Raw genomic sequence first — 23,236 nt, 5'->3', positions numbered from 1 at the left:
AAATTTATAAAATTGGACTTACGATACACTCAATTAAAAGGCATTCTCAAATTAGAGAATGCCTTTTATAAAATATAGTCATAATTCTCTAACCCCTATTCTAGGATTAATATTATTTACTATAATAGCTATATCCCACTCCTCCTCGCTAGATATGTAGGTTATCTCTTTTAAATGCGCTCCAGTATTGGTTTAAATTACCATAACTATAACATATATTTTATTTGAATTGAAAGTTTATTTTCATTACTATTTCCTTTATACACTATCATTACGTGTCATTCGATATAATCGAAGATTTTCTGTAATAAATCACTAATTTAACAGTTGAATAAATGTCTTATTTTAATTCACATCTAATAATTCAGTTCTTTTAGACACGCAAAAAACCTTCCGACATTGTCAGAAGGTTTTTTGCATTTTGTCCTAAAATTTTGCGAATCAGCCTTACCCTATAAACACCTACATTTAATCGAAAGTTATTTTGTTTACTGCATCGCGATCTAATTTTTTTATAACTTCAACGATTAGTTTTACTGTATTTTCATAATCATCTCTGTGCAAGATTCCTGCATGAGAGTGTATATAGCGAGTAGCAACTCCAATCGCTAGAGAAGGAACACCATTTACAGAAATATGCATAGAACCTGCATCAGTTCCTCCACCTGGAATCGTTTCAAATTGATAAGGTATATTATACTCATCTGCAGTATCCGTTACGAAATCACGTAACCCTTTGTGGGAAACCATGGATGCATCAAACAATACGATTTGAGGACCCTCTCCCATTTTGCTTGTCGATTCTTTTGCCGTAATTCCAGGAGTGTCTCCAGCTACACCTACATCTACTGCAAAGCCGATATCTGGTTTAATTTTGTTTGTAGTTGTTTTCGCTCCTCGAAGGCCAACCTCTTCTTGGACATTTCCTACTCCATAAACGATGTTTGGATGTTTTTCATCTTTCAGTGCTTTTAATACATCGATTGCAATTGCACAGCCAATACGATTATCCCAAGCCTTTGCTAAAAGAAGTTTTTCGTTGTTCATGACTGAAAACTCAAAATAAGGAACTACCATATCTCCTGGTAATACGCCCCATTCCATTGCTTCTTCTTTAGAAGATGCACCTATATCAATGAACATATCTTTTACGTCAGCTGCTTTTTTACGAGCTTCTGGAGATAGTATATGAGGAGGTTTTGAGCCAATAATACCAGTAATTGTATCCCCTTTACGCGTTACAATTGTTACTCGTTGCGCTAGCATAACTTGAGACCACCAACCACCTACTGTTTGGAAACTCAAGAATCCTTTGTCATCAATCTTGGAGATCATAAATCCTACTTCATCTAAATGTCCTGCTACCATTATCTTAGGACCATTCGGATCTCCAACTTTTTCTGCAATAAGACTGCCTAAATTATCGTATTCAATTTTATCTGCGAAAGGCGCGATATATTTTTCCATCACTTCTCTTGGTTCACGCTCATTACCAGGAATTCCTTTTGCATCTGTTAAATCTTTTAACATCGTTAATGTTTCATCTAGCTTCGGCATTATTTCGACCTCCTAAATATATGTACCATTTAATTATATTCTAAATTAATGGCATTTTCAAAATTTAAAACACCTCAGTCAGCTCCTGCTCCACCACCGCCACCACTATCTCCTCCCCCTCCGGACGAATCTCCTCCAGAAAATCCGCCATCAGAAGAGGACGTCGAATCTTTGGTCCACCACCAAGACTTTCTAACAAAGTCTATAGGATCTGTACTTGCGAGTAACACTGTAGCAAGGGGAATAGTAAATTTCTCAACTGGAATAGCAATATTTTTTCTGCCTAGTAAATAAGCTCTAACTAGCCATTTTTCTTGTTCGATTTCATTCAAATTAGTTGGTATGCCATTCTTTAACTCTTTTCTATAGAATCGTACTGCATCTTTTGCTCGCACAGCATTCATCGAAAGAATATACTTTGGTAATGCCAGGTAAAACATAATAAACAATAGCAGTAACCCAATGATTGAATTGACTGCATCTTCATTGCCAATGGATAGGGAAAAGAAAAACAACAGTACAATATATATACTGAAAAATAATGTGGAACGTTTCTTTATCCATAGTATGACTAAGAAAATAATCGTAAATACTCCAATACAAGCAATGGCTAAATTGCTTTGTACATTAGCGTAATATGCCAACATAGTAATTATTGAAACTATTAGTGTAGCTAAAGTGATAATTAGCAATGGAATTCTACTATTAATAGCTCGCGCCTCTTCTAGCTCTTTTTCTACTAAATGATGCCACTCTGCTTGTTTCTTTTTAAAGTTTTTTACTTTAGTATGAAAGTATTTTGAGTTCTTATTATCCCTCGCGGCCCCTGCAGCATCATGTAAATGAAATGCCCACTTCCTAGATCCACTTCTAGTGACAAAAAGCCAACTAATCATTTGTTTTTCAAATATAGCAGTTGCTGTTTCCCCTTTTGTAAGCCTGAAATCTAGCGTTTCTTCAGGAGCTTTTGGATCATCTTTAAAACGAAGAGCAGACTTTGCTAGTTTTACCTTAACTGCCCCTTTTTCTACTAATGAAAAAAGACCTGCAAGGAAAGCTTTTGGATGGGTTTTCCCACATTTATCTACAAAAAATAAATATAATATATCTGTACTTAAAACTTCATCGCTACTTCCTTTTCTCCAAAAATGTCTTTGTGGTAAGAATAAGAGAAAGCTCACAATAATGATTAGAATTCCAAAGGTCACTTTCGGTATGAAGGAGAAAATTTTATCCATGTAGGAGATTCTTTTATTCCACTTTTTTTGTTCATCTATTTCATATGTCAATGCGTCTTTGTAAGATATCGATGCTTTAGATTTTTCGGTTAGCGAAATCTGGTCAGCTGGAAATATTAAACTAGTTTTCGTTTCAGTATAGGCTCTTGACATATGACTATAAAACCGAATCCCAAAAGTATTTTTTTCCGTTAACCCTTTTACTTTATTATACAAAACACCTTCAAACTTATTCGTTTCAACTGTTTCCGGTAAAATATAATCAATCGTTACATTAAAGTAATCCTGATCATGTGCCTCTCCATCTTCAAAGTAAACAATATCCAGCTCATTATAATTGTCGTAAGCAGTGACAGCATTTTTAAGTGTATAGGCATACAAAAATGATACTTGTTGATCACGAAGATCTATTCCCGAATAGAATGTTCCCTTTTCTTGAGTCACTTCCAAGGGTGTCATCAAAGACTGTTCTATAAACCCAGGTTCCAAGTTTACTTGACCAAGCTTATACGCATAAAATTCCTCTACGTTTTTTCCGTGATCTTCAGGGAAAGAACGACGTAAATTAAAAAATGCCCCTTTAAAATTGTATGTAAACACTTCATTTACTAAAAGATCTCCGTTTGGCTGAATCCAAGATTTTATATGTACCCTTTCAATGGCATAGGACTTTGCTTCCGCTACTAGCCCAAAAGAGAGAGAGATTAATACTAATATAATAGAAACAAGAAACCTTTTCATCAATTACACCACCATTCCATGACATGTTGCTATTTTACGGTTTGTCTGTGAAAAGGTTTCAACTTTCAACTAATATTAATAACCGTTTTTTTGTCGTTCATAATTCATTTCATTTTTTGCAATATAAGCCTGTAATACATCCGCACTACTAAAACCTAATTTTCCAGCAATTGCTCCGTACATGATCCACACTTTTTCGTAGTGAATTTTCGTTGGTTCTTCCAAAAATGTCAAAATAGATTTATTGGTACCTATGAAAAGGGCAGTTAAATCACCCTCTATATCCTCAAGTGGCCACTCCTCTAAATCTTCTAGCTCTTTCTCTATACCCAGAGATAATATAAAGTGAATCGAATCGACATATTCCTCTAATATAACACTACGTTCGGAAGGTCCTTTTTCACTCCAAAATTTAAAACATCTCGTTTCATTTGCTAATTCGGCAAGTTCCACAATTAGTGCCAGCCCTTTTTTTATAAAAACATCCTCTTTCACTTGCTTGTTAGATTGAATATATTGGTCTAAAGCACGCTGCATCGTAAAAAGTTTATGTAAATTCATCATTTCCTCCAAATATTTTAATTTATTTTGAAACCAAACTACCTCTTCTATCGTATAGCAAGTACAATGTATTTTACAAGGAGGACATTTGAGATGTTCTATATCTTAAGATTGTTTATATTGGCACTGATTATATACGTTTTTTATAAAATCCTTCGCTATCTATTTGACCCTATGCGTAAACTAGATGAAGCATATGAGAAGGAACAATATTATTTTTATGATGAGGTAAAAAATGTTCGTAAAAACTTCTTTATCACATATAAAGGTGCCCTATTTGAAGGCGAAAAATATTTAGGTACGACTGACCAAGCATTCGAAGTCGTTTCTATTTTCATATGGACTAAGGATCCCGCTAAACTCCAAGGTTTGACGAAAGATGACTTACGTTTTTTACAAAATGAAATTAAGATGAATTATCCAGATGCCAAGATCAACTGGAAAAGCCCTATCGAGCAATTAATGCAAGATGAATAGAAATATAAAAAAGTCGGTTGAGAAATTTCAACTGACTTTTTTTGTTTAAGCGATAATTTTAATTTTTTCACTACACGGATGTGCGCTTGCCCTACGCAAGAGCCTTCAAAGTATGACTTGTATGACTTACCTCTATGGAAATTCTATAACTCCTTTGCAGAATCATCAGTCCCCCCTTAGATAACTGACAATTCCAAAAACTAATTGACGTATGTTTCCATGAATATTACTATAAAGAGGAACCTAGTGTTCATTCTTGATCTCTAAGGAGGATTAAAAGATAATGATACTGTTTTTACAAAATTACTTTCAAAATTAATAAATTCCCCGAGAGTATTGTGTTTACAATGTTACTTTGCCATTTGCAATACTACATTTGAGGGAGTTTTAAAAATGAATGATAAAATAATGAATAATACGGATAAAACAAATCTGCAATTGCTTTTAGACAAAGCAATTGAATTGCGTGAAGAAGGACGCGCTAAGCAAGACCAAGACATTCTGAAAGAAGCCCGTACTCTACTTTTAGAAATGGTCGCTACCTATCCAGATCACGCTGAAGTCAACTATCAGACGGGTATTGTTCATGATAACACTGGATATTCGAAGGAAGCTATCCCCTATTATGTAAGGGCTCTCGAGCTAGGTCTCACAAAAAAAGATCTTCAAAGATGTTTACTAGGTCTTGGCAGTACCTACCGAGCTTTGGGGTACTATCCAGAAGCAATTGAAACTTTACGACGAGGTGTGACAGAGTTTCCCGAACATCGCGGACTACAAATTTTTTACTCAATGGCTCTATACAATTCCAAAGACTATAAACAAGCAATGGAAATTGCTTTGACTAACTTGATGGAAACAACGTCTGATGAAAGTCTTCAGTACTTCAAAAGAGGAATTTCCTACTATGCTCAACACCTTGACGAAACCTGGTGATAATTGAAAATTATTAAGCCAGAGATTCTAATTCGTTCTCTTTTAAGATTGTGAAATAACCTATTTTTATGCAATTAAAACGCAGTAATTCGTGAATGAATTCCTGCGTTTATTTATTTATAAAAAGTTTTTTATAAGAGGTGTTTTCGATTTTGTACTAGTCAATGCTCGTGGTCCTCTACTTGTTCCTTCATGACGCTTAAGATTGTGAAGCTTTCAACGGGGGGATCTTGCTGACACCCTTCCAGTGTATAGGTGAATAATTGCTGTCCCTCCTCTGATACTAGCTCCGCACAGGTTATGTTCACTTTAGCAGGGTTGTCTCCCCGATCCTTATTTTTTGAACGATCAATTTCCAAATCGAATAAAGATCCGTCGAAAGTTAAATTGTACAATGTTGGGTCTCCTTCCAGCGTATAATTGGTAATCCTTACGGAGGCCCCTTCTTTCGCTTCGATGTTGTCCAAGAATCGTTCAAAGCGCGGGAAATTGTAAACAGGTCCATGCATATTAATGACATCGCCGTTTTTAACCGCTGTTTCGCTATCATAGGAACAAGCGGATAATATACATGTTCCGAGAAACAGTAGTAGATACAAAAGTTTTCGCATTTTAATCCTCCCATGGTATCCATGATATATCACCTTCAATGTATGCGCTAAACCATGAATCTATCCCGTAGCAATGCATAAAAAACATTTCAGAAGGCGGTTTTTATGTTACTTTCCGCAAAATGTCATATACTGTTCACAGACAAAATAGCATCATTCTAAGCTTCTTTAGTACTATTGGCATCATTGTCGGCTTATTCACACCAAAAAACCGCCATGAACCCTGGCCATCCTTCATTTTCAATAAGCTCTTAAAGGTCATTAAATTAGTGGCGCTCAACACAGTTCTGTCTGCTCTGCGGAAACCAGTGCAAAAAAAAGACAGCCTCTATGCAATAATAGAGCTGTCTGTTGTGAATATGTAAAATATCAAAAATGCATATAAAATCAGTAGCATCAAAAAGCCTACTCGAAAATTTGTATGCTTCGTTTTATGGCGAAATAATTGCATTCCAACATACGCACCGATTCCTCCACCCATAATTGCAAGTGTCCAAAGGGTTTTTTCTGATATACGTTGGCCATGTTTTTTTGCCTGTGATTTGTCGTAACCCATTACAAAAAAAGCAATAATGGACATGATTAATATGAAAACAAGAATAACATTTGTCATATTTTCTGCTCCCTGTACAAAAAAAGCTGATAGAATCTCTATCAGCTTTTTTAACTTAAATTATTTTGCGATTGCTTTTTTAGCTAAATCTGCAAGTTGTGTAAATGCTTGAGTATCAGTTACTGCAAGATCCGCTAACATTTTACGGTTAACTTCGATTTCAGCTAACTTCAATCCGTGCATTAAACGGCTATACGAAAGACCGTTCATACGTGCTGCCGCATTGATACGTGTAATCCATAATCTACGGAAATCACGTTTTTTGTTACGACGATCACGGTATGCATACATGAATGATTTCATTACTGCTTGGTTAGCAACTTTGTATAATGTATGTTTAGAACCGTAATAACCTTTTGCTAATTTTATAATTTTTTTACGACGATTTTTAGTTACTGGTGTGCTTTTTACGCGTGGCATGATTCATTACCTCCTGCTATCTGTTATTATTTCATGTAAGTTAATAAAGTTTTGATACGTTTGTAATCGCCTGAAGATGCTACTTTAGATTTACGTAGTTTACGTTTAGCTTTAGTAGACTTGTTAGCGAATAAGTGGCTTCCAAAAGCACGGTCATGTACTAATTTTCCAGTTCCGGTTTTTTTGAAACGCTTTGCAGCTCCACGGTGAGTTTTCATTTTCGGCATGTCGAATTCCTCCTAAACAATTGTACTCTTTATTGTTTCTCGTTTTTTGGTGCAAGCACTAAAAACATACTACGGCCATCCATTTTCGGTTTTGACTCGACAGTGGATACTTCCGTACAAGCTTCTGCAAATCTATCTAAAACTCGTTGTCCAATCTCTTTATGAGTGATGGCACGGCCTTTAAAGCGGATAGAAGCTTTCACTTTATCTCCTTTTTCAAGGAACTTTATCGCGTTTTTCAATTTCGTTTGGAAATCATGTTCATCTATTGTTGGGCTCAAACGAACCTCTTTCATTATGATGATTTTTTGATTTTTACGAACTTCACGATCTTTCTTTTGCTGCTCAAATTTGAATTTACCATAGTCCATGATACGAGCGACCGGCGGCTTGGCTTGAGGAGCCACAAGGACAAGATCCAAATTTACACGACCTGCAATTTCAAGTGCTTCGTTACGTGTTTTTAATCCTAATTGATCGCCGTTCTGATCAATAACTCGTATTTCGCGTGCTCGAATGCCATCGTTTACATACATGTCTTTGCTAATAATGATCCACCTCCAAATAGTGTCGCGAATACATGGTTTGGGCATAAAGTTCATAAAAACGAACTAGTTACACCGTTTTGATCCATAAAAAAAGCAGACAGACATATGTTGTATGTCTGCCCGCCGATATGAGTACATGTAGAAAACTACATGTTACAGTCGATCACATGCTTACCAGTCAACAACACTTGTAGGTGTCAAACAGGTGAGAAGCGGGCAGCCTCTTCTTATACCGCAAACTTGTATTCAATAACCTTAATAACTATAGCATGTTGATACATTCATGTCAACACTAAATCTATTAATGTGCTACTTCTTCTTTCAAACGTTCTAAGAACTCCGCAAATGGAATACTTTCTGACTGTTGTTCTCCGTATTTACGAACGTTAACATTACCAGCTTCTAGCTCTTTATCTCCTAGTACAAGCATATACGGTATTTTTTGCATTTGAGCCTCGCGAATCTTGTAGCCTAGCTTTTCTTCACGGTCATCCATTTCAACACGGAGACCTGCAGCTACTAGTTGCTCTTCGATTTGTTTTGCAAATTCAAAATGCACTTCATTGGAAACAGGTATGATTTCTACTTGAACAGGAGCCAACCAAGTTGGGAATGCACCTTTATACTCTTCAATTAGGAATGCCACAAAGCGTTCCATTGTCGAAACTACTCCACGGTGAATAACAACTGGACGGTGATGCTTGCCATCTTCTCCAATGTAATTTAAGTCAAAGCGCTCTGGTAATAAGAAATCTAGTTGAACAGTTGATAAAGTTTCCTCTTTACCAATAGCAGTTTTTACTTGAACATCTAATTTGGGACCGTAGAATGCTGCTTCATCTTCAGCTTCAAAATAATCTAAACCAAGCTCGTCCATTGCTTCTTTTAACATATTTTGTGCTTTTTCCCACATCTCATCATTATCAAAGTATTTCTCTTTGTTTTGAGGATCACGATAAGAAAGGCGGAAGGAATAGTCTTCTAAGTTAAAGTCTTTATAAACTGAAATAATTAATTCCACGACTTTTTGGAATTCTGATTTAATTTGGTCTGGACGTACAAATAAATGTGCATCATTCAAAGTCATACCACGAACACGTTGTAGGCCTGATACGGCACCTGACATTTCATAACGATGCATAGTTCCTAATTCGGCAATACGCAACGGAAGGTTTCTGTAAGAATGCATTCCGCTTTTGAACACCATCATATGATGTGGACAGTTCATCGGACGTAGCACTAATGTTTCATTATCCATTTCCATCGGTGGAAACATAGAATCTTGGTAATGATCCCAGTGACCAGAAGTTTCATAAAGCTCTTTCGAACCTAATACCGGTGTATATACATGTTTATAGCCAAGTTTTAACTCTTTGTCTACAATATAACGCTCAATAACACGACGGATAGTAGCTCCGTTTGGTAACCAAAGTGGAAGACCTTGACCAACTTTTTGTGAAGTTGTAAATAATTCTAGTTCTTTCCCAATTTTACGGTGATCACGTTCTTTTGCTTCTTCTAGCATATTTAAATGATGTGTAAGCTCTTCTTTTTTAAAGAATGCTGTACCATAAATACGTTGAAGCATTTTGTTATCACTATTTCCACGCCAGTATGCACCAGCAATACTTAATAGCTTGAACTCCTTAAGCTTACCTGTTGACGGCACGTGAACGCCACGGCAAAGGTCAAAGAAATCTCCTTGCTCATAAATAGAAACTTGTTCTCCCTCGGGGATTGCTTCTAAAAGTTCTACTTTGTATTCATCTTCTTTAAATTTGTCAAAAGCAACCTGACGAGATACATCATGACGAATGATTTCAATATTTTCATTAATAATTTTTTTCATTTCTTTTTCGATTAACGGTAGGTCTTCTGCAGTAATCGGTACTGGTGAATCAATATCATAGTAAAAACCATTTTCAATAACTGGCCCAATACCTAGTTTAACATCTTTGAAAAGGCGTTTAACTGCTTGTGCAAGTAAATGTGCCGAGCTATGGCGTAAGATTTCTAGCGCTTCGTCAGATTCAGGAGTTATGATTGAGATATCTCCATCCTCCATTATTGGTGATTTAAGATCGATTAGTACGCCACTAAGTTTTCCGGCAAGTGCTTTTTTACGTAATCCAGGACTGATCGATTGTGCTATTTCTTCTGTAGTTGTCGAAACAGGAAATTCCTTCACCGCTCCATCTGGAAACTTCAATTTAATAATTTCTGCCATTTTGAACACTCCTTTTATAATTAGAAAAGCGCAAGCGCCCGTTTTTAGCCCCGACAAGCACTGGAGCTAGACATTGTGAAAACAACAAAAAAACCCCATCCCTAGAAAGGGACGAGGTTAAAGTCGTGGTTCCACCCTTCTTCTGTCTATCCATTACTTAAGAAGTAATGATGAATGAAATAGACGAAGCTCTGCATCGGCTAACGGGCCGGTGACCGGTAATTGCTATATAAATTCACAATCACTGCTCGGAGGTGGTAAATCGATTGCCGATACTTAAGAAGCTTACAGCCAAGGCTTCTCTCTCTTAAAAGTCGTACAAACTGATTGTTGTCCTCTTCTTTGCATTTTAACTATTCTTATGAAAATAATTATACGCCACAGAAAAATCAATTGCAAGATAGAATCAATTTTCGCCCTGCCGTCTCCCTCTTTTTCATTAACTTTCTCTCCAATTTTTACCTTGAAGTGAGATTGGTGTCGTAAGTGCTTTAATCCGTTCCATAATTCGACCAGCTTTTACTACTTCCTTTTCCCCACGCTGTGTGAAAGATAAATGATGTTGTAATTCATCATAATTGAAGTTAGAAGACATAAAAGTTGGCAGTTGTTCCGACATTCGGTAATGCAGGATTGTCCCTAGTATTTCATCACGGGTCCAACTCGACATAATCTCCGCTCCAATGTCATCTAACATTAAAACAGGAGCACGTTTCACAAATTCAATCTTCTCAGCAAGCGAATGATCTTGAATCGCTTGTTTCATTTCTCTTAGAAATTCAGGTACATATACAACAACCGAATGAATATGTCTAGCGGCTAACTCATTTGCCAAAGCACCAAGTAAATAAGATTTCCCTACACCAAACTTCCCGTAAATATATAAACCTTTAGTTGGAAGTACGTTTGTACGCTCCCATTCATTCAAAAAGTCTTTAGCTGCGCGAACAGCAACTACCCTACTGCCATCCTCTAAATCTACTCCGGCAAGCGTTGCTTCCATAACCTCTTTAGGCATATGAATACTGTTAATCATGGAAATAACTTTCTTACGCTCGTCTTCAATAATGCCTCGTTTGCAACGAACAAAATTATTATCTATCAAATTTCGGTCAAGGACTAGTTTAGGTTCATACCCCTTCATGTAATTCTGACACTGATCTAGCGATGGACAAGAACCACAATCATGGGATTGAGAAATAAATTCATATAACTTACTCAAACTACGATCGACTATCTCTTTATTAATATCTGAGGCGTTCTCCTCTAGAAACTTTTGCACTCTCGTGTCTTCCAAAACTTCTTTTTTCATATCGTTAAGTCGTGTAGTAAATTCAGGAGATATAACTCTTTTTAAGGTTTCATTTATACGTTCCACTTTTGCCACCTACCTTTTCAGCATGCCTAGCTCTGCTAATAATTTTTGCCGTTCTTCATCAATATTTTGTATTCCATTTGTATTTTTACCAGTTGATTTTTTCGTTTCTCCATCTTTTTTATAAAACCAATCAGGCACTTTTTCCTCGCGAGTCGGTTTTTTAGTATATGTTTTTTGTGGAGAACCTTCGTTTTTCCATTTTACATATTGTTCATGTTCGTTTCGAGCAAGCTCCATTGCTTCTTTGGCTGTTTTGACATTCTTCCTCATCCAATGAGAAGCAATTTTCTCTGCATAATTTTTCGTGAGTTTCATATCTGTACGAAGTAATACATATTGCAACAATACATTTACAACTCCAACTGGCATTTTAAAATGAGTAACAAAATGATTCGCCAACTGAACGTCTGCAAGAATTGGTTCTTTCCCATTCGCAATATCTTTTAATACAGATATCGGAGGCGTTGTTTCTAAATAATGTATTAACTCACCTTCTTTTGTTAAAGGCCCCGTAGGTTCAGAAGGTACAGTTTTTTTCTCAATCTTTTCAATAATAGGCGCTACTTTCGAAACAGTCAGCTTGTAATAATCTGCACACGCTTTCTTTAATCTCGCTTCGGATAAATGCAGATCATCATCTAACGCTAGTATAACAACTTTTTGCATTTCCACAGGACTTAAATTATATAAAAAAGAGAGTTTTGCAATTACTTCTTTCGCTTCTATTGTCATCGCTGATTTAGGCACTAATTGTTCTGAAAGACCTTCTTGAAGTAACGAAAAGTCAAAGTCATTATAATAAAAAGGAACAGAAGACTTTCTTTCCTTCGATTCGAAATCTTCATCGTAAGATACAGTATTATTCATTTTAGTAGACGGTTTAAATACATCAACAAAAGTTCTAGAGACGTCCGTGAAACCGTCATTCCAATTAGAACTTAGTATAAATCGATTACGTAGTTGTTTAAAGGCATTTTCTCCTACTTTATTGAGCAAAAACATAGAAAGTAATGGATCCTTTAAAAATGACTCAGCATCTAATGGTGCTGCAAGTTCATAATGGAATACACTTCCATCCTCCATTGTTTTTTTCCAAGTACGGAGAAGACCAATTGCTTCCAGAGCAAGACGGGCCTGAAAAATTTTCCCTATTGGCATTCCAAGGACATTCATCAGTTGATAATGTGACCATCGCTCTTTATCATTATGTTCTCCGTCTGCCCAAAGTGTTAAATACAAACTTATGCTTTCTGCTCCAACTAACGGTTGATAAAACAAAGTTAACAATTGCCGATCATAATCTGATAAAGAATATGGTAAGCGAATCATATACAAATCTGCTGGCTGTAGTTCTTTATATAACATCGACAATTGTATCTACTCCTTTATATTGATAAGTATTAAAATAATGCTATTTATAAGGAAGGGTTTTTCTTTAAAATTTCCTTTAATTCATCGATAAATACATTTATATCTTTAAATTGGCGATAGACGGAAGCAAAACGAACATAAGCTACTTCATCTACTTCTGCTAGCTGGTCCATGACAATCTCTCCGACGTCCTCTGACCTAACTTCTGCATTTCCCATTCTTCGCAATTCTTTTTCTATAGAGAAAACAATATTTTCTAGTCGTTCTAACTCCACTGGTCTCTTTTCACATGCACGAATTAGCCCACGCAATACTTTTTCTCGACTGAACTCTTCTCGAGAACCATCTTTTTTAATAACGATTAATGGTGTTTCTTCTACTTTTTCGAATGTGGTAAAACGAAACCCACATTCTTCGCACTCTCTTCTTCTTCGGATTGCCTTATTGTCATCCACAGGACGAGAATCGACAACTTTTGTGCCATTGTATTGACAAGTTGGGCATCTCATATAGATCTCTCCTAATTCTTCACGGTATTTTTATGTATGTATCTATTATAACAATATTCTTCTATAAAATCGAAAAAGCAGAGGAATCACTCCTCTGCTCACTCAGTCAGGTATAAATTTATTACGCTTGAACTGTCAAACGTGATGCAGGCTTTTTAACTGGTCCCATACCACGTGGCATTTCTAACGTTTCGCGAATTCCAGCATTAAGAGCATCTGCAATATAGTTAGCTGCGATTGATGGATCCAAATCACCACATGTATACACATCAATGCTCGCATAACCATGCTCTGGAAAGCTGTGAATCGTTAAATGCGATTCGGAAATAATAACGACTCCACTTACACCTTGTGGCGCAAATTTGTGAAATGCAACTTCTCTAACTTCTGCACCAGATTTTAGTGCAGCATCAACAAATGTTTGTTCGATAAATTGCATATCGTTAAGTTTGTCGAAATCGCACTCCCATAGTTCTGCAATAATGTGACGTCCCATTGTTTCCAATGTCCGTTTCCCCCTTTGATAAGTTTATTTTTAACCTCAAAGTTGACTACCACGGGGGAAAGTTAGTCCAAAGAGGTCCTAACCCTTTAAGTAGTCGGTGTTCTAATAAAGTAACACGATTCTCATTATATGTTGTTTTACAGAATTATGCAAGAACTAATAAATCCTCTTTCTATCAGCTAGAAAGAGGATAAGATAATTACAGTGATAAAGCTACTTTTTTAGTAAGGTCCACTACTCTAGCAGAGTAACCCCACTCGTTATCATACCATGCAAGAACCTTCACTTTACGGTTACCAATTACCATAGTAGTTAACCCATCTACTGTAGTAGATAATGTAGAAGTATTAAAGTCGATTGATACTAGCGGCTCCATCGTAATTCCTAAAATCCCTTGCATTGCCCCTTCAGATGCTTTTACAAAAGCATCATTTACTTCTTCAACAGTAACATCCTTCTGTAAATCTACTACTAAATCTACTAAAGAGACATTCGGAGTCGGCACACGTAACGCCATACCATGAATTTTCCCTTGAAGCTCAGGTAACACAAGTGAAAGTGCTTTCGCAGCGCCAGTAGAAGTTGGAATGATTGATTGGCCACAAGCACGTGCACGTCTTAAATCTTTATGAGGATTATCGAGATTGTTCTGATCGTTTGTATATGCATGAACAGTCGTCATTAACCCATTTTCAATACCAAATGTATCATTTAATACTTTAACTACAGGTGCTAAGCAATTTGTAGTACAGCTAGCGTTTGAAATAATATGGTGAATCGATGAATCTAATTTATCATCGTTAACTCCCATAACAATTGTGGCATCTTCGTTTTTTGCAGGAGCTGTGATTATTACCTTTTTCGCACCAGCTTCGATATGTGCTTTAGCTTTTTCTCCATCATTAAATTTTCCAGTAGATTCAATTACAATATCCACGTTTAACTCTTTCCAAGGTAAATTTGCTGGATCTCGATCATCCACAATTTGAACACGCTGACCATCAATGATTAGTGCGTTTTCTGCTAATGAAATATCTCCAGTGAAAGTACCATGTGTAGAATCATATTTAATAAGATGTGCCAACGTCTCTAATGGGTATCTCGCATTTATCGCTACCACATTTAAATCCTCTTGTGCTATTGCTTGACGAAAAACCATACGTCCGATACGTCCAAAACCATTAATCGCTACTGAAACTGTCATGTGAAAAGTCCTCCTGTAACTGTGTGATACTTAATTGTTTATAACCTTGAATTAGTATAACACATTTTCTTTATTGTGTAGCCCCTAAAGTATATATTATAAATGTTAGTATTTTCAAATAACTTTGCAGTTGGTTACAGAACAACTGAAGTTGGGAAAGTGAAAACCTGTTACTATAGTTTCTTGTTGGCTATGATTCGAATTATTTCTCTACTATTACCGAGTATTTTTAAAAGGCTGTTTATGACTAACGTCACAAACAGCCTTTCTTTTTCCGAAAATATGATGGCATTTATCTGCAAGCAAATCCTCTTCAACAATACTATTTAGGAATAATAGAAGAAATTTTTCCTTCTACATAGAAAAAGCATCTGAAGATACAAATTCAGACGCTTCTCTTCTTCTTTATTTCCACTTGCGAAAAAATAGTATCACTTTTCGAATTCTAATGCTTAAAATGTTATTAACTAACCTTTAGTTTGTTTGCTCCCAAATCGCCAATACTTTTTGCAATTGTTGTTTTGTTTCCTCGATGGTTTCATTATTATAAATAACCGCATCCGCACCTTCTTCTTTAACAGACAAAGGTAATTGTGATTGAATACGTAATCTGGCTTCTTCATGTGTAAAACCATTTCGAGCCATCAATCTTTCTAATTGTTTTTGTTCAGTTACAGTCACAACAAGGATTTTATCGACAAAAGATTGTAATCTACTTTCAAAAAGCAATGGTATATCCATAATAATTACTGGATGCCCTTGTTGCACAAGCTGTTGCCTTTGCACTAACATTTCTTCCCGGATAGCAGGATGCATAATATCATTTAACTGCTTACGTTTGGAAGGATCTGAAAAAATTAATGCCCCTAATTCTTCCCTATTTAACGTTCCATCCTCATGGATAACTTGTGTACCAAATACTTCTTTAATTGTCTCTAGAGTCGCAGTTCCTTTTTCAACTACTATACGCGCGACAAGATCTGCATCAATAATGGGAAAGCCCATTTCCGATAACATATTCGCAACGGTGCTTTTCCCACTAGCAATACTTCCCGTTAATCCAATAATCATCTGGTTGCTCCCTTATTTTTGACATGCTGGGCAATAGGTAGATGTCCGACCACCGATTGTCTTCTGTTTCGTTTTCGTGCCACAGAATCCACATTCCTTTTTGCCATACATTTGAAGTCTATTTTGCATATTTCCTGCTCCGCCATTAATAGTACGATAATCAGAGATCGTACTACCCCCATTTTCTATACTATCAAGTAAGACAATTACAATTTCTTGAAACAAATGAATTTTCCGCTCTCTACTAATTCTTTTTACTGCCCGAGCCGGATGTATTTTCATACGAAATAATGCTTCTGTTGCATAAATATTGCCACAACCAGATACAACATGACCATCCATGATAAATTCTTTTATTGCTTTATTTTCGTATTTTGGCAATGCACTCATATGCAGAAAATGATCTAATGCATGCTGATCAAAAGGCTCAGGTGCCATTAATAGTAGAGGTGGGTAGTCCGCTTCTGTTTCTAAGAATCGCAGTTCGCCAAACCGTCGGATATCCGAATAGACTAACAGATCCCCTTCTTCAAAATAGATGGTAACATGCGCATGCTTTCTAAACTTAACTTCTGTAATTTCATGCAAGTTTTTCACAGAAAACCATGCCCCTGACATGCCCAAATGCGATACAAGCATATAAGGGAGTCCATCCTTTAGAAGATGAAAATAAATATATTTGGACCTTCTTTCTAGATGGTCGATCTTTGTGCCAGGCAAAGCTAGACAAAACTGCTCTACATCTAACCCTTTAATAATTGCTTCTTTACCAATTGCTTTGGAATTATAAATGGTTTCAGAAACTTCTACTGACTTAATAGTCTTTCCAGTTACAATTGGTTGAAGGGCGCGTAATACGCCCTCTACTTCTGGTAATTCCGGCATACAAGTTACCCCCTACTTCGTGTCATACCAAGATGAACCAAAGGCATAATCCACTTTCAAAGGTACAATCAGTTTAATAGCGTTTTCCATAACCTCTGGCACTATTTTTTCTAGCATTGCAATTTCCTCTGGTGGAGCCTCAAAAATTAATTCATCATGTACTTGTAGTAGCATTTTGGTCTGCATATTTTCTGATATTAATCTTTCCGCCATATCGATCATTGCTTTTTTAATAATATCGGCTGCACTCCCTTGAATTGGTGTATTCATAGCAGTACGTTCTGCAAAACTGCGGAGATTAAAGTTAGAACTTGTTATTTCAGGCAAATATCTTCGTCTATTCAAAATTGTTGTAACGTAGCCTGTTTGTTTCGCATCATGAACGATATCATCCATATATCCTTTTACACCTGGGAAGCTATTTAAATAATTCTCGATAAATGTCGCCGCTTCTTTTCTAGTAATATCTAGGTTTTGTGATAAACCATAATCACTAATACCATACACAATCCCAAAGTTAACTGCCTTAGCAGCACGGCGCATATCGGACGTTACTGCTTCCTGCTCCACATGGAATACATCCATAGCCGTTTTAGTATGAATATCCAGATCATTATTAAAAGCTTCTACCAGGTTTTCATCCTTAGACATATGGGCAAGAACACGCAATTCAATTTGAGAGTAATCCGCCGCAAACATTACCCATCCCGGTTGTGAAGGAACAAAGGCTTTACGTATTTTTCTACCTTCTTCTAAACGAACTGGTATATTTTGAAGGTTTGGATTGATCGAACTCAAACGCCCAGTTGAAGTTAAGGCTTGTTGATATCGGGTATGGATCTTCCCATCATCTTCATGAATCTCTTTTAATAATCCTTCGATATATGTGGAATTGAGTTTACCTAATTGACGATATAGTAGAATTTGCTCAATTATTTCATGTTCACTTGCTAGTTTTTCCAAAACATCTGCTGCAGTTGAATAGCCCGTTTTTGTCTTTTTAATAGGGGTAAGACCAATTTTTTCAAATAGTATTACACCTAATTGTTTAGGTGAATTAATATTAAACGTTTCACCAGCTAACGCATAAATGTCTTGTTCAATCGCTCGTAACTTAATATTAAGCTCATGACCCATTTCTACAAGAATTTGTTTATCCACCAGTACCCCATCTGATTCCATCGTACCAAGGATAGATGCAAGCGGTAGCTCTATTTCTTTATACAACGCATATTGTTCATTTTCTTCCAGTTTTACTTCTAACTTTTCTTTCAAGTCCCAAATAGCCCTTGCCTTTCTTACGGCATGTTCTGCAATTTTCTCGATTTCGGGTGCGGTTTTTTTGGCACCTTTTCCATAAACACTATCGTTTGTCAGCAAGTTAAAATATCCAAATTCTTTTGCAATAGCCGCAACATCCTCTGAAGAAATAGCAGGATTTACTATATACGCTGCTAAAAGAAGGTCGAATTCCACTCCATGTACGTTCACATTATGTTTTCTACTCACTGCTTGTGTCGCTTTGGAATCTGCTAAATACTTTTTATTCGTAGCATTTTCTAACCAAGAACAAAAATCCTTCGATTGAAAAGCTATATCAGCAGGAGCAAAATAACCCTTTTCTCCATCTGATAAAGCAATACCTAATAATTCGCTTGTATGATATTGCCCATCATACATTTCTAAATGGACTGACATTACTTTATCTAATATTGTAGAGTCAATTTTTTCAACAATCTCGAATGCAACTTCTGTAGTTTCGGATTCCTCTGAAATATAGTCAGATTTCTCGAGAAGAGTTTTAAAAGCTAGTTCCTTCCAAACTTCAATTACTTCTTCCATATTAGGACCAGTATATGAAAGATCGTCTATAGAAATCTGTATCGGTGCAGCTGTTTCAATCGTAGCTAATGCCTTACTCATAATTGCCTGCTCTTCGTTGGCGATGAGTTTTTCTTTTAGTTTAACGCCACTAACTGTATCAAGTGCTTTATATAAATCCTCAACCGAACCATGTTCTTTTAAAAGCTTAATAGCTGTTTTTTCTCCGACACCAGGAACTCCTGGAATATTATCAGAAGCATCTCCCATTAAACCTTTCATGTCTATAATCTGTAATGGAGTTAAGCCATACTTTTCTTGTACATGTTCAGGTGTATATTTTTCAATATCGGTAATGCCTTTTCTTGTGATATACACAGTTGTTTTATCTGTAGCTAGTTGTGTTAAATCTTTATCACCTGAAACAATTACAACTTGCTGCCCTTTTTCGTCTGCTTGCTTACTTAAAGTACCGATAATATCGTCTGCCTCATACATTTCCAGTTCGTATCGCTTAATACCATAAGCATCGATTAACTTACGTATATAAGGGAATTGTTCCGATAGTTCTGGTGGTGTTTTTTGTCTTCCACCTTTATAATCGCCAAAAGTAGAGTGACGGAAGGTCGTTTTACCGGCATCAAATGCCACGAGCATATGAGTAGGATTTTCTTCATCCATAATTTTTTGTAGCATCATTGTAAAGCCATATACTGCGTTTGTATGTATTCCATGTTCATTTGTTAATAAAGGTAGGGCAAAAAAAGCTCGGTATGCCAAACTGTTGCCGTCTAATAATAGGATTTTCTCGGTTGACAAATACATTCACTCCTTAATAATAAAAACCGTCATTCCCTATATCTTACCATGACAGTAAGGAGAATGACGATTCATATACTATTCTAGATAACCTGATAGGATGTTTGCATATGGTGAATCAGAAGGGATAATGATCATCGTTTCACTTCCAATTGTTTTCTTATAAGATTCTAAAGTTCTGTACAGTGAATAGAACTCGGGATCCTTTGAAAAACTTTGGTTATAGATTTTTGCTGCCTCTGCATCCCCTTCAGCCGCTATGACAGATGCTTCTTTATTGGCAGATGCCAACATTTCACGAACCTCGCGATCAGTTTCCGCTTCAATTCTACGTTTATCTGCATCTCCGGTAGATAGGAATTTTTGAGCAATACTTTGTCTTTCTGAAATCATTTCATTGTATACAGATTGCTCATTTTCCAGAGGAAGATCTGTTCGTTTAATACGAACATCTATTACTTCAATTCCATAGTTATCTTTTTTCAATAACTCATTAACATGGTTTGTTATTTGATCATTCAAACTACCACGAGATGAATTTTCATCATTAATAATTTCACTATATTCTAATTGACCTAGCTCCGAGCGAACAACTGAGTAGATGAATTCCTCCATACGGGAGCCAGCTCCAACTAATGTACCCGCACTAGAGATCATCTCTTTTGGATTTACCACTCTCCACACTGCGTAATTATCAATAATGATTCGACGTTTGTCTTTCGTATTTATTTCTGCCTCAGATATATTATAATTCATTTGATATTTAGGTACTGTAGTGACAGATTGAACGAATGGTATTTTCATATGAATTCCGGGATTTTGTTTAATGTCTTTGATCTCCCCGAACTGACGAATAACTTTAAATTCTCCCTCTTTGACCACATAGATATTCGCAAGGGCGATAATGAACAAGACAAAAACTAAGAAGATGGCGATAAATGACTTCGTGTATTTTTTGTAATCTATCGGTTTTTTCTCTTTAGGAGCTTTACTTGCTTTGTTATCTACAGTCTTAAACTTTGCTTCTAGATTGGAGAATGGATTTTTGTTTTCAGTCATTACTTTCCGCTCCCTTCTTCTGTTTCTGTCTCTGTTTCAGTTGTAGTGCTAGCTGGTGGAGTTGCTTGTTTAGTTGCTTCTAGTGATTGAAGAGGGAGATATTTCATCGTCCCACCATCATCATTCATAATATACAAATTAGCATTTGGTAGTACTGCATCTAATGTCTCCATAACTAAACGCTGTTTTGTAATCTCTTTGTTATTTTGATATTCTACATAGAGTTTATCAAATAGTGCTATATCCCCTTTTGCTTGTTCTATACGAGCGGTTTTATACCCATTCGCGTTAGATATAATCGCATCTTTTTCACCTATTGCTTCACTTAACTTTTGGTTCTTGTATTTATCGGCCTGATTTACTTTTGTATTTTTCGTTTCTTCAGCGTCCGTTACCGCTGTAAATGCTGAACGAACTTCTGCATTGGGAAGCTCCACATCTTGTAGCTTCACTGTTAATACAGAGATACCAATATCGTACTTTTCTATTAACGAGCGTAGCAAATCATTTGTATCACTCTCAATTTGAGCTTTCCCAGATGTTAACGCATCATCTATTTTAGAGTTCCCAATAATGGAACGTATCGAAGCTGAAGTTGCATCATGAAGTAGTTCTCTTGGATTTTCCGCGTTAAATAAATATGATTTAGGATCTGTTATTTTCCATTGAACGACTAAATCCGTTAATACAATATTGTCATCCCCTGTAATCATTTTTGTATCCTTATCAAATGATTCGATTTCTCCATCTGCAGATTGGCTATAACCAAATTTCAGACTAAACGTTTCTTTAGACAGTTTTTCTACTGTTTGAATTGGCCATGGCATTTTAAACTTCAATCCCGGATCCACTATTGGCTCACTCGCTTCACCAAATGTGATGACGATTGCTTGTTCCGACTCATCTACCGTATACCATGAAGTAAAAACAGCAGAAATTAACATAATGCCCATTAAGCTCAAAGCGATAATAGTTAATAATCTTTTAGTACTCATATTATTTCCTCCTTTTTATGTATACTTCCTTTTACGGTTTAAGTTGGTAATTAGTTTCAAAATTAATAGAATACTTGTTTCCTTTACTTTTCTTGGGTTTTGTTTTTTAGTTGGAATAGGTTATTTGAGCCAAATAAAAAAAGCTAGCAAAAATGCTAGCTTTTTAGGTACATCGTTTGGAAAAGGGGTCTTTTTAAATATAGCAAACAATTGTAAACCCCTTGTGAATAAATTGTAAATATTTCCTTACCAATTATTATTTTTATACTTCTTATAATAATTGAACTGACGAGCAACTAAAAATAATTTACGCGTAAAATGCTTGTCCTTCTTGTAGAAAAGTGGATTTCCCCATTTACCAGACCTCAAGAGCATTCTAACCTCTTGTTGAATCTCTTCATTTTCAACAAATTTCTTTAATACTATTTTAGGTACTACCGTAAACAAATAATGCTCATTCAACAAAGTAAGGGCTTTTTCCTTTTGATAAATAACATCATCCACAAAATATCTAGCCATATTATGTCCAAGAGCAGTTGTATAATAACTAGAACGACCTTGTCTAATATTTACTTCAAATACTTTGAACTTGCCATCTCGCTCATCAAATTTTAAATCGAAGTTAGCAAAACCTACATAACCGACTGCTTCTAAAAAGTGCTGTAGCTTTTTCATTAGTTCCTCATTATATCGAGTAATAAGCGCTGTATAGTTACCAATAGCAGTTACAGTATGCTCTTGTAGCACCACTTGTGCAAGAGTGCTAAGTTCAGCTTTACCTTTAGAATTCATATAAAATACGGAATCCCACATATATGTATCATCGCCTGGGATGTAATCCTGAATGATCAAGTCTTCCGTATAACCACTTGCATTTACTTTTTCTAAAATATCATCTAGCTCCGCTTTAGACTCTACTCGATAAACTTTTTGCTGGCCAGGAAACTTGTTTTTATAATACATCACACCATTACTTGGTTTTATGATTAGCGGATAGAGTACTTCCTCTGTAAATGCCGCTTTTTTTGCACATGAATAATAATAAGTTTTCGGTGCATCAATTCCATGCTCTTCACAAAGCTTATAGAAATTTGATTTCACCAATAGATTGTTCATTAATTCTTCTGACATATAGTTAAAAACATACATTTTCTTTAAAGCATCGGCATTTTCAATTATTAATCGCACATAAAAATCATTTGTTCCTATTAATAGCAATTGCTTATCGTTTGTTTTATATTTTTGTGCGACTTCAGAAAGTACTTGAACAAATGCAGATTTATCCCATAAGTTTGGCTGAATCTCAATATGTTCAATCACACTGCTCCATTTAGTAAAAGACATTTCTTCTTTACCTACTAATATTGGCTTAATATTGTATTCCTCATGAAAAGAAATTGCCATATTATAAGCATTCATATCTGTCCCAATAATTATTGGGATAAAGGGTTGGTTATTCATAA

Annotated in this window: 22 protein-coding genes; 2 read left to right on the top strand and 20 right to left on the bottom strand. The window is 35.9% G+C overall.

What is annotated here, in order from left to right; all coding sequences use genetic code 11:
• Positions 1-468: 468 nt before the first annotated feature.
• The 3 genes from BM260_RS08520 to BM260_RS08510 all read right to left on the bottom strand — a co-directional run bounded on the left by BM260_RS08520 (position 469) and on the right by BM260_RS08510 (position 4,097).
• Entirely contained in the window at positions 469-1,557 is a 1,089-nt protein-coding gene (locus BM260_RS08520; RefSeq protein WP_093536921.1) for a M42 family metallopeptidase, read from the bottom strand.
• A 74-nt stretch (positions 1,558-1,631) separates the two neighbouring features.
• A complete protein-coding gene (locus tag BM260_RS08515) occupies positions 1,632-3,536 on the bottom strand; it encodes a DUF2207 domain-containing protein (protein ID WP_093536920.1) in 1,905 nt (634 codons plus the stop codon).
• Between the two features lie 75 nt (positions 3,537-3,611).
• Positions 3,612-4,097, bottom strand: a complete 486-nt coding sequence (locus BM260_RS08510) for a dUTP diphosphatase (protein ID WP_093536919.1) — start codon at positions 4,095-4,097, stop codon at positions 3,612-3,614.
• A 93-nt stretch (positions 4,098-4,190) separates the two neighbouring features.
• Here BM260_RS08510 and BM260_RS08505 point away from each other — a divergent pair, with 93 nt between their 5' ends.
• Positions 4,191-4,574: a sigma-w pathway protein ysdB gene (locus BM260_RS08505; protein WP_093536918.1), complete on the top strand. Its 384-nt coding sequence runs from the start codon at positions 4,191-4,193 to the stop codon at positions 4,572-4,574.
• 393 nt (positions 4,575-4,967) lie between these two features.
• A complete protein-coding gene (locus BM260_RS08500; protein ID WP_245762674.1) occupies positions 4,968-5,510 on the top strand; it encodes a tetratricopeptide repeat protein in 543 nt (180 codons plus the stop codon).
• Positions 5,511-5,671: 161 nt separating this feature from the next.
• Here the strand turns inward: BM260_RS08500 and BM260_RS08495 are convergent, their stop codons facing one another.
• The 17 genes from BM260_RS08495 to BM260_RS08415 all read right to left on the bottom strand — a co-directional run bounded on the left by BM260_RS08495 (position 5,672) and on the right by BM260_RS08415 (position 23,234).
• Complete coding sequence (locus tag BM260_RS08495; RefSeq protein WP_093536917.1) at positions 5,672-6,121, bottom strand: DUF4362 domain-containing protein; 450 nt, start codon at positions 6,119-6,121, stop codon at positions 5,672-5,674.
• A gap of 328 nt (positions 6,122-6,449) precedes the next feature.
• Positions 6,450-6,734 (bottom strand): DUF1294 domain-containing protein, encoded by a 285-nt coding sequence (locus BM260_RS08490; protein ID WP_093536916.1) that lies wholly within the window; start codon positions 6,732-6,734, stop codon positions 6,450-6,452.
• 60 nt (positions 6,735-6,794) lie between these two features.
• Positions 6,795-7,154 (bottom strand): 50S ribosomal protein L20, encoded by a 360-nt coding sequence (gene rplT / locus BM260_RS08485; protein ID WP_093536915.1) that lies wholly within the window; start codon positions 7,152-7,154, stop codon positions 6,795-6,797.
• 26 nt (positions 7,155-7,180) lie between these two features.
• A complete protein-coding gene (gene rpmI, locus BM260_RS08480; protein ID WP_093536914.1) occupies positions 7,181-7,381 on the bottom strand; it encodes a 50S ribosomal protein L35 in 201 nt (66 codons plus the stop codon).
• 29 nt (positions 7,382-7,410) lie between these two features.
• Positions 7,411-7,932: a translation initiation factor IF-3 gene (gene infC, locus BM260_RS08475; protein ID WP_217646099.1), complete on the bottom strand. Its 522-nt coding sequence runs from the start codon at positions 7,930-7,932 to the stop codon at positions 7,411-7,413.
• A gap of 298 nt (positions 7,933-8,230) precedes the next feature.
• Entirely contained in the window at positions 8,231-10,156 is a 1,926-nt protein-coding gene (gene thrS / locus BM260_RS08470; protein ID WP_093536913.1) for a threonine--tRNA ligase, read from the bottom strand.
• A gap of 439 nt (positions 10,157-10,595) precedes the next feature.
• Positions 10,596-11,534 carry a primosomal protein DnaI gene (dnaI, locus tag BM260_RS08465; protein WP_093536912.1) on the bottom strand — a complete coding sequence of 313 codons (939 nt, stop codon included), beginning with the start codon at positions 11,532-11,534 and terminating at the stop codon, positions 10,596-10,598.
• Positions 11,535-11,543: 9 nt separating this feature from the next.
• A complete protein-coding gene (locus BM260_RS08460) occupies positions 11,544-12,899 on the bottom strand; it encodes a replication initiation and membrane attachment family protein (RefSeq protein WP_245762680.1) in 1,356 nt (451 codons plus the stop codon).
• A gap of 50 nt (positions 12,900-12,949) precedes the next feature.
• A complete protein-coding gene (nrdR, locus tag BM260_RS08455; protein WP_093536910.1) occupies positions 12,950-13,414 on the bottom strand; it encodes a transcriptional regulator NrdR in 465 nt (154 codons plus the stop codon).
• A gap of 121 nt (positions 13,415-13,535) precedes the next feature.
• Positions 13,536-13,919 (bottom strand): adenosylmethionine decarboxylase, encoded by a 384-nt coding sequence (gene speD / locus BM260_RS08450; RefSeq protein WP_093536909.1) that lies wholly within the window; start codon positions 13,917-13,919, stop codon positions 13,536-13,538.
• A gap of 199 nt (positions 13,920-14,118) precedes the next feature.
• Positions 14,119-15,123, bottom strand: a complete 1,005-nt coding sequence (locus tag BM260_RS08445; RefSeq protein WP_093536908.1) for a glyceraldehyde-3-phosphate dehydrogenase — start codon at positions 15,121-15,123, stop codon at positions 14,119-14,121.
• Between the two features lie 474 nt (positions 15,124-15,597).
• Positions 15,598-16,194: a dephospho-CoA kinase gene (coaE, locus tag BM260_RS08440; protein ID WP_093536907.1), complete on the bottom strand. Its 597-nt coding sequence runs from the start codon at positions 16,192-16,194 to the stop codon at positions 15,598-15,600.
• Positions 16,195-16,206: 12 nt separating this feature from the next.
• Positions 16,207-17,079, bottom strand: coding sequence for a bifunctional DNA-formamidopyrimidine glycosylase/DNA-(apurinic or apyrimidinic site) lyase (gene mutM / locus BM260_RS08435; RefSeq protein WP_093536906.1), 873 nt, complete (start codon positions 17,077-17,079; stop codon positions 16,207-16,209).
• 12 nt (positions 17,080-17,091) lie between these two features.
• Positions 17,092-19,719, bottom strand: coding sequence for a DNA polymerase I (polA, locus tag BM260_RS08430; RefSeq protein WP_093536905.1), 2,628 nt, complete (start codon positions 19,717-19,719; stop codon positions 17,092-17,094).
• 78 nt (positions 19,720-19,797) lie between these two features.
• On the bottom strand, positions 19,798-20,778 hold the full coding sequence (gene hflC, locus BM260_RS08425; RefSeq protein ID WP_093536904.1) for a protease modulator HflC: 981 nt from the start codon (positions 20,776-20,778) through the stop codon (positions 19,798-19,800).
• Positions 20,778-21,773, bottom strand: coding sequence for an FtsH protease activity modulator HflK (hflK, locus tag BM260_RS08420; protein ID WP_093536903.1), 996 nt, complete (start codon positions 21,771-21,773; stop codon positions 20,778-20,780). The genes hflC and hflK overlap by 1 nt, the downstream gene beginning before the upstream one ends.
• Positions 21,774-22,019: 246 nt before the next feature.
• The gene (locus BM260_RS08415) at positions 22,020-23,234 is read right to left on the bottom strand and encodes a carboxylate--amine ligase (protein ID WP_093536902.1); all 1,215 of its coding nucleotides are present in this window, start codon (positions 23,232-23,234) and stop codon (positions 22,020-22,022) included.
• Positions 23,235-23,236: the final 2 nt, after the last annotated feature.

The sequence above is a fragment of the Psychrobacillus psychrotolerans genome (assembly GCF_900115805.1).
Taxonomy (GTDB): Bacteria; Bacillota; Bacilli; order Bacillales_A; family Planococcaceae; genus Psychrobacillus; species Psychrobacillus psychrotolerans.
This window is presented reverse-complemented; position numbering and strand designations above follow the sequence as displayed.

Excerpts from the sequence above, each read along its gene's own strand:
- BM260_RS08520 (WP_093536921.1), bottom strand. The coding sequence starts at position 1,557 with ATGCCGAAGCTAGATGAAACATTAACGATGTTAAAAGATTTAACAGAT.
- BM260_RS08515 (WP_093536920.1), bottom strand. The coding sequence starts at position 3,536 with ATGAAAAGGTTTCTTGTTTCTATTATATTAGTATTAATCTCTCTCTCT.
- BM260_RS08510 (WP_093536919.1), bottom strand. The coding sequence starts at position 4,097 with ATGAATTTACATAAACTTTTTACGATGCAGCGTGCTTTAGACCAATAT.
- BM260_RS08505 (WP_093536918.1), top strand. The coding sequence starts at position 4,191 with ATGTTCTATATCTTAAGATTGTTTATATTGGCACTGATTATATACGTT.
- BM260_RS08500 (WP_245762674.1), top strand. The coding sequence starts at position 4,968 with ATGAATGATAAAATAATGAATAATACGGATAAAACAAATCTGCAATTG.
- BM260_RS08495 (WP_093536917.1), bottom strand. The coding sequence starts at position 6,121 with ATGCGAAAACTTTTGTATCTACTACTGTTTCTCGGAACATGTATATTA.
- BM260_RS08490 (WP_093536916.1), bottom strand. The coding sequence starts at position 6,734 with ATGACAAATGTTATTCTTGTTTTCATATTAATCATGTCCATTATTGCT.
- rplT (WP_093536915.1), bottom strand. The coding sequence starts at position 7,154 with ATGCCACGCGTAAAAAGCACACCAGTAACTAAAAATCGTCGTAAAAAA.
- rpmI (WP_093536914.1), bottom strand. The coding sequence starts at position 7,381 with ATGCCGAAAATGAAAACTCACCGTGGAGCTGCAAAGCGTTTCAAAAAA.
- thrS (WP_093536913.1), bottom strand. The coding sequence starts at position 10,156 with ATGGCAGAAATTATTAAATTGAAGTTTCCAGATGGAGCGGTGAAGGAA.
- BM260_RS08460 (WP_245762680.1), bottom strand. The coding sequence starts at position 12,899 with ATGTTATATAAAGAACTACAGCCAGCAGATTTGTATATGATTCGCTTA.
- nrdR (WP_093536910.1), bottom strand. The coding sequence starts at position 13,414 with ATGAGATGCCCAACTTGTCAATACAATGGCACAAAAGTTGTCGATTCT.
- BM260_RS08445 (WP_093536908.1), bottom strand. The coding sequence starts at position 15,123 with ATGACAGTTTCAGTAGCGATTAATGGTTTTGGACGTATCGGACGTATG.
- coaE (WP_093536907.1), bottom strand. The coding sequence starts at position 16,194 with ATGATTATTGGATTAACGGGAAGTATTGCTAGTGGGAAAAGCACCGTT.
- mutM (WP_093536906.1), bottom strand. The coding sequence starts at position 17,079 with ATGCCGGAATTACCAGAAGTAGAGGGCGTATTACGCGCCCTTCAACCA.
- hflC (WP_093536904.1), bottom strand. The coding sequence starts at position 20,778 with ATGACTGAAAACAAAAATCCATTCTCCAATCTAGAAGCAAAGTTTAAG.
- hflK (WP_093536903.1), bottom strand. The coding sequence starts at position 21,773 with ATGAGTACTAAAAGATTATTAACTATTATCGCTTTGAGCTTAATGGGC.
- BM260_RS08415 (WP_093536902.1), bottom strand. The coding sequence starts at position 23,234 with ATGAATAACCAACCCTTTATCCCAATAATTATTGGGACAGATATGAAT.